Source organism: Microcoleus sp. MON1_C1 (assembly GCF_036701945.1).
Lineage (GTDB): Bacteria > Cyanobacteriota > Cyanobacteriia > Cyanobacteriales > Microcoleaceae > Microcoleus.
On sequence record NZ_JAUBRO010000013.1, the window covers coordinates 118563 to 133052 of the forward strand.

The 14490-nt window shown below is 46.1% G+C and carries 15 protein-coding genes; 5 read left to right on the plus strand and 10 right to left on the minus strand.

The window, feature by feature from the left end; genetic code table 11:
• Nucleotides 1–158: 158 nt before the first annotated feature.
• On the minus strand, nucleotides 159–551 hold the full coding sequence (locus QUA62_RS09860; protein ID WP_333281220.1) for a DUF2358 domain-containing protein: 393 nt from the start codon (nucleotides 549–551) through the stop codon (nucleotides 159–161).
• Nucleotides 552–688: 137 nt separating this feature from the next.
• Here QUA62_RS09860 and QUA62_RS09865 point away from each other — a divergent pair, with 137 nt between their 5' ends.
• The gene (locus tag QUA62_RS09865) at nucleotides 689–1297 is read left to right on the plus strand and encodes a glutathione S-transferase N-terminal domain-containing protein (protein WP_333217080.1); all 609 of its coding nucleotides are present in this window, start codon (nucleotides 689–691) and stop codon (nucleotides 1295–1297) included.
• Between the two features lie 255 nt (nucleotides 1298–1552).
• On the opposite strand, the gene QUA62_RS09870 is transcribed toward QUA62_RS09865, so the two are convergent.
• The 4 genes from QUA62_RS09870 to ahcY form a co-directional block, all read right to left on the minus strand.
• The gene (locus tag QUA62_RS09870) at nucleotides 1553–2977 is read right to left on the minus strand and encodes an NADP-dependent isocitrate dehydrogenase (protein WP_333403648.1); all 1425 of its coding nucleotides are present in this window, start codon (nucleotides 2975–2977) and stop codon (nucleotides 1553–1555) included.
• A gap of 50 nt (nucleotides 2978–3027) precedes the next feature.
• Entirely contained in the window at nucleotides 3028–3171 is a 144-nt protein-coding gene (locus tag QUA62_RS09875) for a hypothetical protein (protein ID WP_333403650.1), read from the minus strand.
• 250 nt (nucleotides 3172–3421) lie between these two features.
• Nucleotides 3422–4039, minus strand: coding sequence for a DedA family protein (locus QUA62_RS09880; protein WP_333281223.1), 618 nt, complete (start codon nucleotides 4037–4039; stop codon nucleotides 3422–3424).
• 174 nt (nucleotides 4040–4213) lie between these two features.
• Entirely contained in the window at nucleotides 4214–5491 is a 1278-nt protein-coding gene (gene ahcY / locus QUA62_RS09885; protein WP_190658315.1) for an adenosylhomocysteinase, read from the minus strand.
• 393 nt (nucleotides 5492–5884) lie between these two features.
• Between ahcY and QUA62_RS09890 the strand changes: the two genes are divergently transcribed.
• Nucleotides 5885–6412 (plus strand): mechanosensitive ion channel domain-containing protein, encoded by a 528-nt coding sequence (locus tag QUA62_RS09890; RefSeq protein ID WP_333403652.1) that lies wholly within the window; start codon nucleotides 5885–5887, stop codon nucleotides 6410–6412.
• Nucleotides 6413–6690: 278 nt separating this feature from the next.
• On the opposite strand, the gene QUA62_RS09895 is transcribed toward QUA62_RS09890, so the two are convergent.
• The 3 genes from QUA62_RS09895 to QUA62_RS09905 form a co-directional block, all read right to left on the minus strand.
• On the minus strand, nucleotides 6691–6831 hold the full coding sequence (locus QUA62_RS09895) for a hypothetical protein (protein ID WP_190658311.1): 141 nt from the start codon (nucleotides 6829–6831) through the stop codon (nucleotides 6691–6693).
• Between the two features lie 200 nt (nucleotides 6832–7031).
• Nucleotides 7032–7721, minus strand: a complete 690-nt coding sequence (locus tag QUA62_RS09900) for a PEP-CTERM sorting domain-containing protein (protein ID WP_333403655.1) — start codon at nucleotides 7719–7721, stop codon at nucleotides 7032–7034.
• A 626-nt stretch (nucleotides 7722–8347) separates the two neighbouring features.
• Nucleotides 8348–8947 carry a sulfite oxidase-like oxidoreductase gene (locus tag QUA62_RS09905; RefSeq protein ID WP_333403656.1) on the minus strand — a complete coding sequence of 200 codons (600 nt, stop codon included), beginning with the start codon at nucleotides 8945–8947 and terminating at the stop codon, nucleotides 8348–8350.
• 405 nt (nucleotides 8948–9352) lie between these two features.
• On the opposite strand from QUA62_RS09905, the gene QUA62_RS09910 reads away from it, so the two are divergent.
• Nucleotides 9353–9622, plus strand: coding sequence for a hypothetical protein (locus QUA62_RS09910; protein ID WP_190658305.1), 270 nt, complete (start codon nucleotides 9353–9355; stop codon nucleotides 9620–9622).
• 337 nt (nucleotides 9623–9959) lie between these two features.
• On the opposite strand, the gene QUA62_RS09915 is transcribed toward QUA62_RS09910, so the two are convergent.
• Together QUA62_RS09915 and QUA62_RS09920 are read right to left on the minus strand one after the other, a co-directional pair.
• Nucleotides 9960–10655, minus strand: coding sequence for a TrkA family potassium uptake protein (locus QUA62_RS09915; RefSeq protein ID WP_333217090.1), 696 nt, complete (start codon nucleotides 10653–10655; stop codon nucleotides 9960–9962).
• 140 nt (nucleotides 10656–10795) lie between these two features.
• Complete coding sequence (locus QUA62_RS09920; protein WP_333403659.1) at nucleotides 10796–12130, minus strand: TrkH family potassium uptake protein; 1335 nt, start codon at nucleotides 12128–12130, stop codon at nucleotides 10796–10798.
• A 252-nt stretch (nucleotides 12131–12382) separates the two neighbouring features.
• Between QUA62_RS09920 and QUA62_RS09925 the strand changes: the two genes are divergently transcribed.
• Both QUA62_RS09925 and QUA62_RS09930 read left to right on the plus strand, forming a co-directional pair.
• Nucleotides 12383–13336: a methyltransferase domain-containing protein gene (locus QUA62_RS09925; protein ID WP_333403661.1), complete on the plus strand. Its 954-nt coding sequence runs from the start codon at nucleotides 12383–12385 to the stop codon at nucleotides 13334–13336.
• Nucleotides 13337–13439: 103 nt separating this feature from the next.
• Nucleotides 13440–14435: a homogentisate phytyltransferase gene (locus QUA62_RS09930; RefSeq protein ID WP_333403663.1), complete on the plus strand. Its 996-nt coding sequence runs from the start codon at nucleotides 13440–13442 to the stop codon at nucleotides 14433–14435.
• Nucleotides 14436–14490: the final 55 nt, after the last annotated feature.

Sequence of the window (14490 nt, forward strand, 5' to 3'; positions counted from 1 at the left end):
GCTCAGTTAAAATTATTTATTTCAAATATCAATTGCGGCGCCTAAAAATCCATCAGCGTTCATCTGTGTTGATCTGCTAATATCTGCGGTTAAAAAAGGGTTCTCGCTCTTGAAACACTATTTTTTATGGCTAAAAAACCTCCGAAAAATTCTAATTCTCAAACATTAGTTTTCAGAGGAAATACAAGCTGTTTGAGCACATCCAACCGCGAACAGTCCCAGTAATCTATGTGAGAAACAATTAAACCGTCGCTGTTGACTTTCAGTTCGCTCCTACCGGCGATCGCCATTTTCGGTTTCCAAGGTAACGGTGCGATCCAGCTCAGAGTCCAGCGAGTTTCTATAGTATCTCCCGACTGCGAAATCCCGTGCAAATCGAGATTTACATCCTGAAAAAAAGTCCCCATAAACCCGATCATTTTGCGGTAGCGATCGACTCCTGTAAATCGATTGACCGGATCTTCAAAATAAACATCTTTTGCATAGATGCTGTAAGTCTGATTATCGGGAAATCTTTGATAATCGTCTTTGAGAATTTCAATAATGTCCATTTCGAGCCATCGTTATTCTTATATTATTAGAATATAAGAATAACACAAGAAAGCAAAAATCCGCAATTCTCGTCCAAATTGTGATAATATATCGGGTTATTTCCTGCCTTGCCAACTTTCAACTTAACATCACAACTATGATTGACCTCTACACTTTTACCACCCCGAACGGCCGCAAAGTCTCGATCATGCTCGAAGAAATAGGTTTACCCTACAACGTGCACGTCATCGACATCACAAAAAACGACCAATTTAGCCCAGAGTTCATCGCAATCAACCCCAACAGCAAAATTCCGGCCATAGTCGATCGAGATAACGGCATCACCGTCTTCGAGTCCGGCGCTATTCTAATCTATCTTGCCGAAAAAAGCGGCAGATTTCTGCCCACAGACAAACAAAAATACTTTCAAGTTATAGAGTGGCTGATGTTTCAAATGGCCAGCGTCGGCCCGATGTTTGGTCAGCTAAACCACTTCAAACGCTTTGCACCCGAACAAATTCCCTATGCGATTGGGCGCTACGAAAAAGAAACCTTGCGCCTCTACGGAGTATTAGACACTCAACTAGCAAAATATGAATATATCTGCGGCGACTATTCGATCGCCGACATTGCTACCTATCCCTGGGTTGCTATTTACGAATTTCAAGGATTAAGCCTCGACAATCATCCCCACCTCAAACGTTGGGTAGAAACCTTGCAGAAGCGTCCCGCAGTTGAGCGCGGAATGGCTGTTCCATCATTATAAACCCCCCATCTAAATTGTATTTTCGGGAGGGCGGGACATCCCACAAGCAAGTTGACTTTTGTGGAACCGGCTTCTAGCCCCTTCTTAATAAACAGCGGGCGGGCTAGAAGCCCACCCCACAAGCAAGTTGACTTTTGTGGAACCGGCTTCTAGCCCCTTCTTAATAAACAGCGGGCGGGCTAGAAGCCCACCCCACAAAGCAAGTTTACTGGTTGTAGAACGGGCTTCTAGCCCGTTCAAAAAAAGCCCTCAAACTCAATCCGCGAAATGCTTAATAATCGCCTCAGCAAACTCCGAACACTTCAACTCAGGCACCGGCGGCTCCATCAACCTCGCCAAATCGTAAGTAACTTCACCGTTAGAAATTGCCGCTCCCAAACCCTTCTTAATCAAGTCTGCTGCTTCCTGCCATCCCATGTATTCTAACATCATCACCCCGGACAAAATCAGGGAACCGGGATTGACTTTATCCAAACCAGCGTGTTTCGGTGCAGTGCCGTGAGTCGCCTCAAAAACTGCACATTCATCACCAATATTCGCACCAGGGCCCATACCCAATCCACCCACAATGGCGGCGGCTGCATCGGATAAATAATCCCCGTTCAGATTCATTGTCGCCAAAATCGAATACTCGGCAGGTCGGGTTTGAATTTGTTGGAAAATACTGTCAGCAATTCGGTCGTTGACCATGATTTTTTCTTTCCACTGACCGCTGCCGTGACTCTCCCAAATTGCAAACAGAACGTCGGCTACTTCTTGACGAATTTTGGCTTGTTTTTCTGGGGTCAAAGCATCGTATCCCGGGTCTATTTGGCGAGCATTATCTTCTAAGGTAATGTCTGGATTTTTTTCTTTGTTGCCCAGAATCCAAGACTCTCTTTCCGTTACGCACAGTTCTCGAAATTCGGTGGTTGCTAATTCATAACCCCAATCTCGGAAAGCTCCTTCAGTATATTTCATGATGTTGCCTTTGTGCACCAAAGTCACTTGCTGCTTATCCTTTGGCAACCGTAAAGCGTGGGTAAGGGCGCGCCTTACTAAACGCTGAGAACCTGTTTTGCTAATGGGTTTAATTCCGATTCCAGAATCGAGGCGAATTTGTTTTTTGCCATGTTCTGGTGTTGCTGGAATTAACTCATTATTGAGGAATTCAATCAATTTTTTGCCGATTTCGCTGCCTTTGGCCCATTCAATTCCGAGGTAAATATCTTCTGTATTTTCCCGGTAAATAATTACATCTAGGAGTTCAGGAGTTTTGTGTAGCGATGGTGTTCCAGCATAATATTTGCAGGGCCGCACGCAGGCGTAAAGGTCGAAGATTTGCCGCAAAGCTACGTTTAGCGATCGAATGCCGCCCCCTACCGGCGTTGTCAGCGGCCCTTTGATGGCGACTCCGTATTCTTTGATGGCGTTTAAGGAATCCTGGGGCAGATATTGGTAAGTACCGTAGACATCGCAGGCTTCGTCGCCTACATAGATTTTAAACCAGTTGATTTTTCGCTCGCCACCGTAAGCCTTTTGTACCGCAGCATCCATGACTTTCTGGGATGCAGGCCACAAGTCAACGCCGGTACCGTCGCCGCGAATGAAGGGAATAATCGGGTCATTGGGGACGATCGGCAAACCGTCTTTGAAAGTAATTTTAGAACCAGTTGTCGGGGCTACAATCTTTTCGTACATATCTTAACAGCGCGGATAGCAATGTTCCCTATTTTGCCACGATTATCTGCCTAAACCTCAACCAATCCTAAATATTTGTATAAATTTAAGTTGGATTTTTGGGCGATCGGCTGCCCGTCACTTTGACTTTTGGGCGATCGTAAATTTAAAAGTAACTTTAAAAAAGTAGCAAAGATAGCAGAAGTTTCTATCAAATATGCATCTCTATCTTTCAGCGCTACGGTTGGGAAGATGCTGGAAGCAAGTCAGTGGATTTAAGATTTAAGATTTAAGATTTAAGATTTACTCCACAGATGAATCTGGGAGGTTGAACCTTCGTCTAAAATTTTGGGCTGATCGCGACTCCTGTCGGAAAGTTGTATCGGTTTTTGGGGGGGGTCAAAAGGGTAATTGTAGCCGCCGATGAACGCAAATAAACGCAGATTATTTTCACAAAATTTGCATTTATTTGCGATATTTTTCCTTCTGCATATTCTTTTTGACAACCCACAAAATAAACCAAATGACAATAATCACCACAACAATTTTGGAAACCGGACCCAGATAATCCTCTACAATTGTATAATTTTCCCCTAGTTTGTATCCGGCAAAAGTCAGCAAACTTACCCATAAAAGAGTGCCGCCTGTTGAGTAGAGTAAAAAAGGAATTAAAGGCATATTGTTGATGCCAGCGGGCAGGGAAATCAGGGTGCGAACTCCCGGTACGAGGCGACACAAAAACACGGCTTTGTTGCCGTGTCTGTTAAACCATCTATTTGCTTTGTCAATATCGGCGCCCGATACTGTGATCCACTTACCGTATTTGTCGGCTAAATTCCTCAAGCGTTCTTCGCTCAATAACTTACCCGCATAGTACCAGGGAAGCGCCCCCAGAATTGTACCGATTACTCCTGCTGCGATCGCCGGCGCTAACTGCATATCATCACCCTTTGATGCCGTGAATCCTGCCAGCGGCATAATCAATTCTGAGGGTATAGGCGGGAAAAGATTTTCTAAAAACATCAACAGGCCAATTCCGAGATAGCCCATCGATTGCATTGTGTTAGTTATCCATTCAACCATTTTGATTTAATAATTTGGTAAGAAGAAGTCAGTAGTCATTAGTCATTAGTCATCGCTCGTTCCTAGACTGTGCTTGGGAACGCATATCTAGAGGCTCTGCCTCGACTCCCCATGAGGGAGGCAGAGCCTCCTTGTATTCATTCCCCGGCACAGCGTGGAAACGATAAACGATGATTAAGTGCCCGAAGTCCAAGAGTTTGTGTACTCAATTTGTTCGGCCGTCAAGGTATCAATGTGAATACCCATTGCTTCCAATTTGAGACGGGCAATTTCTTTGTCAACTTCCACGGGGATTGAGTGAATACCAGGCTCTAGTTTGCCTTTGTTCGTAACCAGATATTCGCAGGCTAAAGCTTGGTTAGCAAAGCTCATATCCATCACGGCGCTGGGGTGTCCTTCGGCTGCTGCCAAGTTGATCAAACGACCTTCGCCCAATACAATAACCGACTTGCCATTATTGAGGTGATATTCTTGAGTGAAAGACCGGACTGTTTTCACGTCGGTGCTTTTTGCGCCGAGGGATTTGAGGTCAATCTCAATGTCGAAGTGACCGGAATTGCAAACAATTGCGCCGTCTTTCATTGTCTCGAAATGTTCGGCACGAATGACGTGTTTGTTGCCGGTAACAGTAATGAATATATCTCCGACTGTTGCTGCTTCGTCCATCGGCATGACGCGGAAACCGTCCATCACTGCTTCGATCGCCCGAATCGGATCGATTTCGGTGACAATTACGTTAGCACCCATACCGCGGGCGCGCAGTGCCGTGCCTTTGCCGCACCAACCGTAACCTGCAACCACAATATTTTTACCGGCTAACAAAATATTGGTAGCGCGGATAATGCCGTCTAGCGTAGATTGACCGGTGCCGTAGCGGTTGTCAAAGAAGTGCTTGGTGTCGGCGTCGTTGACGTTCATTGCGGGGAAAGTCAGCACGCCGTCTTTCAACATGGCCCGCAGGCGCACGATGCCTGTGGTAGTTTCTTCGGTAGTTCCGATTAAGTCGGAAATTTGGTCCGGGCGGTGCTGGATCAGTGCGGCTACCACGTCGCTGCCGTCGTCGATGATAATATTGGGGCGGTGGTCTAGGGCTGTGTAGACGTGACGTTCGTAGGTAGCCGCGTCTTCTCCTTTGAGGGCGAAGACGGAAATGCCGTAGTCTTCAACTAAGCAAGCCGCTACGTCATCTTGAGTGCTCAAGGGGTTGCTGGCGATCAGTACGGCGTCGCCACCGCCGAGTTTGATGGCGATCGCCAAATGAGCGGTTTCTGTGGTTACGTGGCAGCAAGCAGCCAAGCGAATGCCAGCGAAAGGCTTTTCTTTAGCGAAGCGTTCTTGAATTTGCCGCAAAACGGGCATTTCCCGGCCGGCCCACTCGATGCGTTGCTTTCCCAAGGGGGCGAGGGACAAGTCTTTGACTTCGTGTTTAATCTTGACGGATGTAGCAACCATGTATGTTATTTCTCAGAAATCATCAAACTTTGTTAGTTTTAGCAGATTAAGTCATCGGCGGGCAAGTGCTGTGATTTTACTCGATCGGGGTCGGCGCTGCTAATCTTAAATTTTGATTGTGTTTTAATGATTAGCGAACGAGTCGATGGAGTCACCCCCACAGTGAGAGTCAAACATTCCTGTCGGCCGATCGAGCTCAATCTTTTGTGTTAGCGTGGCGTTCTGGAATTATTTGACACTCTCATATCATTTCCGGTTACACCGGAATGATGTTGACGGTTGACTGTTGACTGTTCACTGTCAACAGTCAACAGTCAACAGTGAACTCGAATTTACTATTCCGATGCTAACGGATTTGATATCACTTGGGCTGCTGGCAGTTTGAGCGCCTGCGTGATTGCGTTCCCAGCTTGGCGGCCTGCAGATATCATCACTTGGTTAGGACTTGGTTCAGTAGCGATTAGTTTCGCGTTCCAAGAAATCTTCAAATCCTTTTTAGGGGAAATATTGTTGCTGTTGCACGAACCGTTTCAAGTAGGCGATCGGATGATTGTAGAAGGCTTTGAAGGTACTGTTGAAAAGATTTTGCGGCGTTCAACTCAAATTATTAGCGATCGGGGAGAGCGAGTTATCGTGCCGAAGGCGATCGTATTTACCAATTCAGTGCGGGTACTAACAACCATTCCACACAGGCGAACCAACCTGCGTTTAATTTTAGCCTACGATACAAACCTTCCTGAGCCATTGAAACCTTGGTTAAAGCTATTTCCGAAGTCGAAGGCGTTTTGTCCCAAACAACTCCAAAAGGTTGATACTTCAGGCATTAACCAAGGTTTTTTGCATCTTATTGTCCGCTATTGGAAGCTGCGGGAACAAGCACAGGTGCGACGGACAAAAACCGTGGGGTGGCGATTAAAGTAGCGTGCGTCCGGGCAGACATTAAAATTCTTGGCGTTGCACAATTTGAGGATGATTATTGTGGGGAGTAGGGGTTAGGCGTCCCGCCTGCTGTGAAAATACACGCCTTCGGGCTCATGGGCCCATCCCACAAAACAATCAAAATCATCCCGCTATTATGCAACGCCAAATTCTTCAACCGGTATCCGTGACTTTGTACGATCGAACACTTTACCGTGACTGAGTTTTGAATTTTTAGTTGGGAGAGGGAGAGAGTGGGAGAGTGGGAAAAATCCTCTTGCTTAACGCTTGACTTCTTCAGGCTTGACTTCTTCCCTCAACACCCATCCGTTAAATCCCGTACACTGCGCGTTCCCGAACTTCACCCTGATATCAAATCCGCGCTTCATCGTCGGGCGTAAAATCGAGTCAATATCCAACACTCAACCATTATTCAGTTTGGCGACCCAGAGTCAACAGTCAACAGTCAACAGTCATGAGGAGTGCAACCAGAATTGATATGACTTCTCCCTTCTGACTTTTCAAATCAAGCAAAAGGCGAGCCGATTTCTCATTAGCGCGCCTCCTAATATAATTTTATTTTGTCAAACCTAATTCAGCAGATTGTTCGGGTTGAAAAATATCATGAAGTCGTCTTGCTAGCGCGGCGGCGGCGGGCTGCAACCAAGCCACCCAAACCGAGAGCCAAACCAGTCATTGTCATGGGTTCTGGAACTGCTTCTGCGCTCACTGTGAAGTCTTGGAAGTCTGAGTCGTTGCGGTTACCGCGATCGTCGAAGCCAATTAGCGTGCCTCCGTTAAACAGAGAACCCAATCCGTTTGTGAATTGTCCGGCTGCTTGGAATGTGGAAGTTGTTTCTTTGTCGAGCGCGCTCCACAGTTGCGAGTGTCCGCCAAACACCGCTTGCTGGCTGCCGCTGTTCAAGCTTGAGGTCGAGTAGACACTGCCACCCCAGTCGCTATCGAGCCCCAAAGTATAAATTTTATTTGCCAGGAATGTGAATACTTCCGAGCCACCCAAGACAGTATTGCCCAGAGTTCCTTTCCATTCATTTTCCCACTCGTTGTCTGAGGATTTAGTTTCCGAAAACAGGGTCTTAACTAGAGAGACCGCCGAGTTGTCCACACTGTATATTCCCAAAGAGGATTGGTACATACCGTGAGATTCTTTGAAGTTAAACTTGATAGTTGTATCTTGGCCGAATTGGATGCCGGTGGTACCAAAGGAGAAGGCTTGAGCAGGAACTGCTGCGCCAAACAGAGCTGTGGCGGCTGCGGTAGCTGTTAAGGCGGATAATAGTTTGGTATTCATAACCTGTTCCTTTTGTGCGAGGGTCTTAATAATTTCATTATGCGATACTTTTTTTGTATTTGGGGCACTTTAGGTAAAGTTTGACACATTCTTTATCAAGCCTTTACATAACCTTCACAAATTCTGTCTATCGCCTCGGCTCGCGGGCGATCGCTCCCTAAAAATACACACCCAATAATTATAAAAATTGTGGCTTGAAACCTTGCCGGGGCGGGCATGGGAGCGCGGGTAAGCCCAAGTGATTTAGAGCGGGCTTCTGCTAATTTTTTATTATATTATGAACTCTAAATCCTCAACAGCCAACACTTAAGTATAAATACGGTAATATTCGTGTGTACTGATAGTTAAAGGAGTTTTCTATTAACCAGAAACTGGGAATATTTGTTTTTTGGGACTTGTATAGGGGAGTTAAAGTAGTTTATCTATCGGGTAAATTACCTACAAAATGCGATCGTTGGGTCTACGTATTTTGGTTGAATTAAATAGAGCCCGTGGCGTGAGATATCCCAAAGAGGCGATCGAGGAGATGCAATTTCCACAGACTGAAGCGGTAAAAGAGCGGATTGCCCCTCAACAAAGATTGTATAGAGAAGCTGTGGCCGAGTCCTTGCTCCCGATCGACCGCATCAAAACAGACCGCTGTAGCGTTCCTCTGCCCAAGGTTCGCCCCGTTGGTGATAGCCGTTGCGTTCCCAAAAACCGAGTTCTTCGGTTTCTGTAAACTCCAGGCCGTTAATCCATTTAGCGCTTTTCCAAGCGTACAAGTGGGGAACTACGAGCCGCATGGGGCCGCCGTGGTCTGCGGATAGAGGTTCGCCGAAGACGGTGTGGGCGAAAAAGTTTTCTTCTCGGAGGAAGTCGGTGATCGCAATATTAGTAGTGTAGCCGCCGTAGCAGTGTTCCAGGACGTGCAGAGCTTTCGGATCGACTTCTATGTAGTTCATAAAATCTGTGACTTTGACTCCCGTCCACTGCACGTCGAGTTTTGACCACCGGGTGACGCAGTGAAAATCCGCCGTAAAGTTACTTTGGGGCATCGCCTGGAAGTCCGACCAAGTGAAGGTTTTTGGTTTTGCCAATCCCCAGACTTTAAATTCCCAACTCTCAATGCTGACGGAGGGTGTATCGCCGTAGGTCAGCACGGGAAACCCGTTGGCGAGGTATTGACCCGGGGGGACGCGATCGCTATTTTCTAATTCTGGCTTGCGAAAAAATTTGCCCAGCATTGATTCACGCTCTACAGTAACTGACTGCAATCCTGAGTATAACTTGCAGAGATGGGCGCATCGCAATTCATCTCCAGGTAGAAAGCAAAAGCACTTCTGTAGAAATAAAAAAAATCCCTAAATTCTACCTGATGCCAACCTAATTCTGCCTTCGGAGATAGCCGAAGCTAAAAATTACCAACTATTATGATTCCAGCGTAAGTAGCTAGGCGCTGTCAAACGCAATTATGTAAACGATTGTAAAGTATCCAAATGCCCTAAGCGTGGCTAAGTCAGCCCTGTTTACATACTGTTATATAGCTGAGTTTAATTCCGCCTATATACTTATTAAGTATCTAATCTTACATTTTATCGCAATTCATGGTGCATTTCCCAATTTTTGATGTATTGTTACAATATGCTCAGATGCCATATGTAAAAAAAATTGATGGGGTAAAAATCATGATCGCAAGTTGCTTAATTCCGTTGACGTTGTGCTTGATTGCTGGGTGGGTAACTGCCGGGACCGACAGTAGAACGCTAGACGGAATTCCGGCTCCCATAGCTGCAATTATTGGAGTGTGTTCGTTAATTTGGTTTGTGGCGGCGTGTCCTTGGCCTGTTGAACTCGCTCTAGTCTTGGCGGTGGTGGTTTTCGGCAAAGCTTATTTGCAAAAAATCTTGAAAGTCGGCTGAATTTTTAGGGCTAGCGCTCCTATGATTTGCGGGAGCGCGATCGAGTGCTGCTACTTTGTTAAAATTTTTTGCGATTTGTCTGGCTAGGTTCTCAGAGGGGGTCGCAAAGGCGGAACCAACCCTAGAATTGGTGAAATTCAATTTAGATATTTCGGTTAAAAATTAGAACATAAAAATCGACAGAGAAACCCGGTCGATCTTAGATCGACCGGGTTTCTGAGGGCCTGAAATTTTGACACATCCCGCACCACTTGCTGAGGACTTAGACACTCGGAACCCAAGAAACCGGGTTTCTGAGTCCAAGAGTGTTGCTGTATGTGCGTAAAATGGCAAGCTGTTAAATTGGCAAGCGATTGATATCTTTATTAGAACCAATTACTACCATCGCGTCGCCCTTTCTCAAGCGTTCGCTTGGCTCCGGATTAATCTCGAACTTTTCGGCGCGCCCGACTGCTAGCAAGTTCAAACCATACTTGCGCCGGAGCTCCAATTCGGAGATGGTTTTACCGTCAAACTTTTCAGGAACGAGCAACTCAACGATGCTGTGATCTGGGTCGAGGTCAAAGCGTTCTAAAATGCTGGGTTTTGTAAGAAGGCGGGCCACAGAGCAGCCCATTTCTCGTTCTGGAAAAACTACATGATCTGCACCGACTTTTTTCAACAGTTTTAAGTGAGTTTCCGAAGAAGCTTTGGCTATTACGTGACTTACCCCGCCTTCCTTGAGATTTAGGGTGGTGGTAATGCTTTCTGCTAGGTAATTGCCGATCGCCACAATCACTGTTTCAAATTCAAATATACCTGCTTCCGCAAGAGCGCTAGGCTCAGTAGAATCTAACTGCACAACGTGAGCAGCAATGCGCTCGGTCAAAGCTTGAGTTACTTTTTTTTCATCGGTGTCAACTCCCAAGACTTCGTAACCCAAGCCGTGCAGAGTCGAACACACAGCTTTGCCGAAGCGTCCCAAACCAATAACTGCAAACTGCTTGTTGTCGGCGCGCAAAGTCCGAAAAAAATTTAAAGATGACAGGTTCACTGAATATCCAGCGCTGAGCGTCTTGCTGTTTAAATTTTAGCAGAGACAGCGCCGCCTCCTTTTGGTTTTTAGGTAAGTCGTAAAAGTTGATTTGGGTTGTCACCCATTGTTTAGATTATCAGCAAGTAGGCAGGATTTTTTTATCCCACTAACAAACTTTCCTCAGCATACTTAAAAGACCTGGGTTTTGGGTCGCCGAATGCAGCACTCACCAGCAGCAGCACCCCAACCCGACCTATGTACATTGTAGCAATCAAAATCAACTTACCGATCGGTGAAAGCGTGGGTGTAATCCCAGTGGAAAGACCGACCGTGCCAAAAGCTGAAACTGCTTCATACAGCGCTGCGATAAATTCTACTTGGGGATTGGTCAGCTCGATTAAAATTGCAGATGTGAACGCGACCAACAGGGAACCGAAGACTACGCTAATGGTTTTCAGAATCATTGGTGGCGGGATTTGACGCTGATAGCACTCCACATCTTCCTGGCCTTCGATAACTGCTGTGGTACAGCAAAACAATAGCCTAAAAGTTGTGGTTTTGATTCCGCCGCCGGTGCTGCCAGGACTGGCGCCGATAAACATCAGCGCGATGGTCAGAAATAGCGAGGCTTCGGTCATTTGGCCAATGCTAATTGTATTGAACCCCGCCGTGCGGGGAGTAACAGATTGAAACCAAGCTGCCATCAGTTTTTGAGGAAAAGTTAGAGATCCGAAAGTGTCTGGGTTGTCGTATTCCAGCACCAAAAAGGCTAGCGTTCCTAAAATTAAAAGGACAGCCGTTGTAGTAGTAACAACTTTGAAGTTCAGGGAAAAAACTGTGCAGATAGGGCTTTTGTTGAAACGATCGCGCAGCCACAGGTACATTTCCATAATTACTTGATAGCCGATTCCCCCAAATATGATTAAACCGCTGACTGTGAAGTTAACCATAGGCGAAGTGATGTAGCCGATCAAATTATCTGAATAGATGCTAAAACCCGCGTTGTTAAAGGAATTAACGCTGTGAAATATAGCAGACCACACACCCTCTTTAAATCCGTATTGGGGGACGAAAACCGTCATCAGCAAAAACACTCCTGTTAATTCAAACAAAAGCGTTGTTGCTAGAATTGACTGAATGAGTTGCACTACACCGGCTAGCCCGGGTTTGTCGAGAGATTGTTGCAGGGCAACTTTGTCTTTCAAGCCAAAGCGGCGGCCCAATAACAGCAGCAAGAAAGTCGTGGCTGTCATGTAGCCCAAGCCTCCTATTTGCACCAGTAAAACTAGGCACAGTTGCCCCCAAAAAGAGTAATATTTTCCGACATCCACAACCGACAAGCCCGTGACGCACACAGAGGAAGTAGAGGTAAACAGTGCTGTTATTGGATCGCTCCAAGTTCCATCAATTGTGGAAAAGGGCATCATCAGTAATAGAGCACCTATGAGGATGACAGCGAAAAAGCCCAAAGCAATGGTTCGCGAGACAGTCATTCGATTTTAGGTTTTAGATTTTAGATTTGAGAGGGAACCACAAATCGATTTTAGATTTGAGGTTTTAGAGGGAACCCACAAATCGATTTTAGATTTGAGGTTTTAGAGGAAGCCCACAAATCGATCCTCGGGCTTCAAATAAGGATATCTCTGTCTGGCGAATGCCGGAGACCGATCGAACTAAATGACCAAATTCTATGACAACAGCGGGAAAATAACGGTAGAATTCCTTTAATAACTTGCGATCCGGCGATGACATCAACACTTTACCAGCAAATTCAGCAACTTTACGACGCTTCTAGCGGTTTGTGGGAGCAGGTGTGGGGCGAACATATGCACCACGGTTACTACGGCCCGGATGGCAATTTGAAAAAAGAGCGCCGACAGGCTCAGATAGATTTGATAGAAGAACTGCTGGCTTGGGCTGGAGTGCCGTCAGAGAAGGCACTCTGTGAACCTTACCGCATTCTCGATGTCGGTTGCGGGATCGGCGGCAGCACGCTGTATTTGACCGAAAAGTTTAGTTCTATCCCTCAAAATAATTTAAAGTTGGATGGCGGGGCGGATCAAGATTATAGCCGATCGCCCGAACAAAATAAAACGGGCGCTAGGGTTACAGCTACCGGGATTACTCTGAGTCCGGTACAGGCCAACAGAGCGACCGAACGCGCTAAAATTGCCGATGCTCAAAGCAATGTGAACTTTTTGGTGGCCGATGCTTTGAATATGCCTTTTCCGGACGAGTCCTTCGACTTGGTTTGGTCGCTCGAAAGTGGCGAACATATGCCCGACAAAATTAAGTTTTTGCAGGAATGCTGCCGCGTACTCAAGCCGGGAGGAACTTTGATTTTGGCAACTTGGTGTCACCGCCCGGTGGGAGAAACGGCGGGAGAATTAACTGATGAAGAGAGAAAGGAATTGGCAGAAATTTACCGGGTTTATGCTTTGCCTTATGTGATTTCTTTGCCGGAATACGAGGAAATTGTTCGCAGTTTGCCTTTGACAAGTATTCGCACCGCTGATTGGTCAAAAGCTGTTGCTCCTTTTTGGGATGTGGTGATCGATTCTGCTTTGACTCCGAGCGCGATTTGGGGTTTGCTAACGAGCGGTTGGACGACTATTCAAGCAGCACTTGCTCTCGGATTGATGAGCCGTGGATATCAGAGCGGGTTGATTCGTTTTGGGATGATTTGTGCTGTAAAATAGCAGGCATATATCAGAGAAGTTTTGAGTGTTGAATTGATGAGTAAGGTGTGCATTGCACACCTTAGAAAAAAAATATTATTTGTGTGGTGCGGGTGTGAGATTTATGGGCAATGATTCGATTGGAAAGTCTTGGATTGATAAAAATGGCTCGGCTCAGCAAAGCTGGCTGAGGGCATTTTGGGAGTTTTCTCGGCCGCACACAATTGTGGGTACTAGCTTGAGTGTATTGGCGTTGTACGCGATCGCCCAAAGTGCGCGGCTGTTTGTGAATCCTGTATTGGGGCCCCTAGCTTGTGCCTGGTTGGCTTGCATTTGCGGCAATATTTATATTGTGGGATTGAACCAGTTAGAAGATGTTGAAATTGATAAAATAAATAAGCCGTATTTGCCGATCGCCTCGGGAGTTTTTTCTCGGAAAACCGGGGAATTAATTGTAATTGCAACGGGAATTATAGCAATTTTGACTGCGGTTTTGCAAGGCCCGTTTTTGCTGGCTACCGTTGGCGTTAGTTTGGCGATCGGGACTGCTTATTCTCTGCCACCAATTCGGCTGAAACGGTTTCCTTTTTGGGCGGCGCTGTGCATTTTTACGGTGCGTGGCGCGATCGTAAATTTAGGGTTATTTTTGCACTTTAATTGGGTGTTGGATTTGGGAATGGCGAAAAGCGCTTTTTCTGGCTGGAATTTGGAGAGTATGTCTTTTGGGATTCCTGCGGAAGTTTGGGTGCTGACGGTTTTTGTTGTGGTGTTTACGTTTGCGATCGCCATTTTTAAAGATATCCCCGATATGGAAGGGGACAAGCAATACAATATTACTACGTTTACGATTGAGCTGGGCAAGCCGGCCGTCTTTAATTTATCTCGCTGGGTGTTGACGGTTTGTTATTTGGGCGCGACTTTGGCGGGAGCGCTCGTATTGTCTAATGTTAATTTAGTGTTTCTGGCAGTTTCTCATGTGGCGGCTTTGAGTTTGATGTGGTTTTGGAGCGCGAAAGTTGATTTGGACGATAAAATAGAAATTGCTGCATTTTATCAGTTTATCTGGAAGTTGTTTTTCTTAGAATATCTGATTTTTCCTGCAGCTTGTTTGTTGGGGTAGAAGGGGGAGTTCGGCAACGGATTCTGTAACGGATGTAACGGATGTAACGGATGTA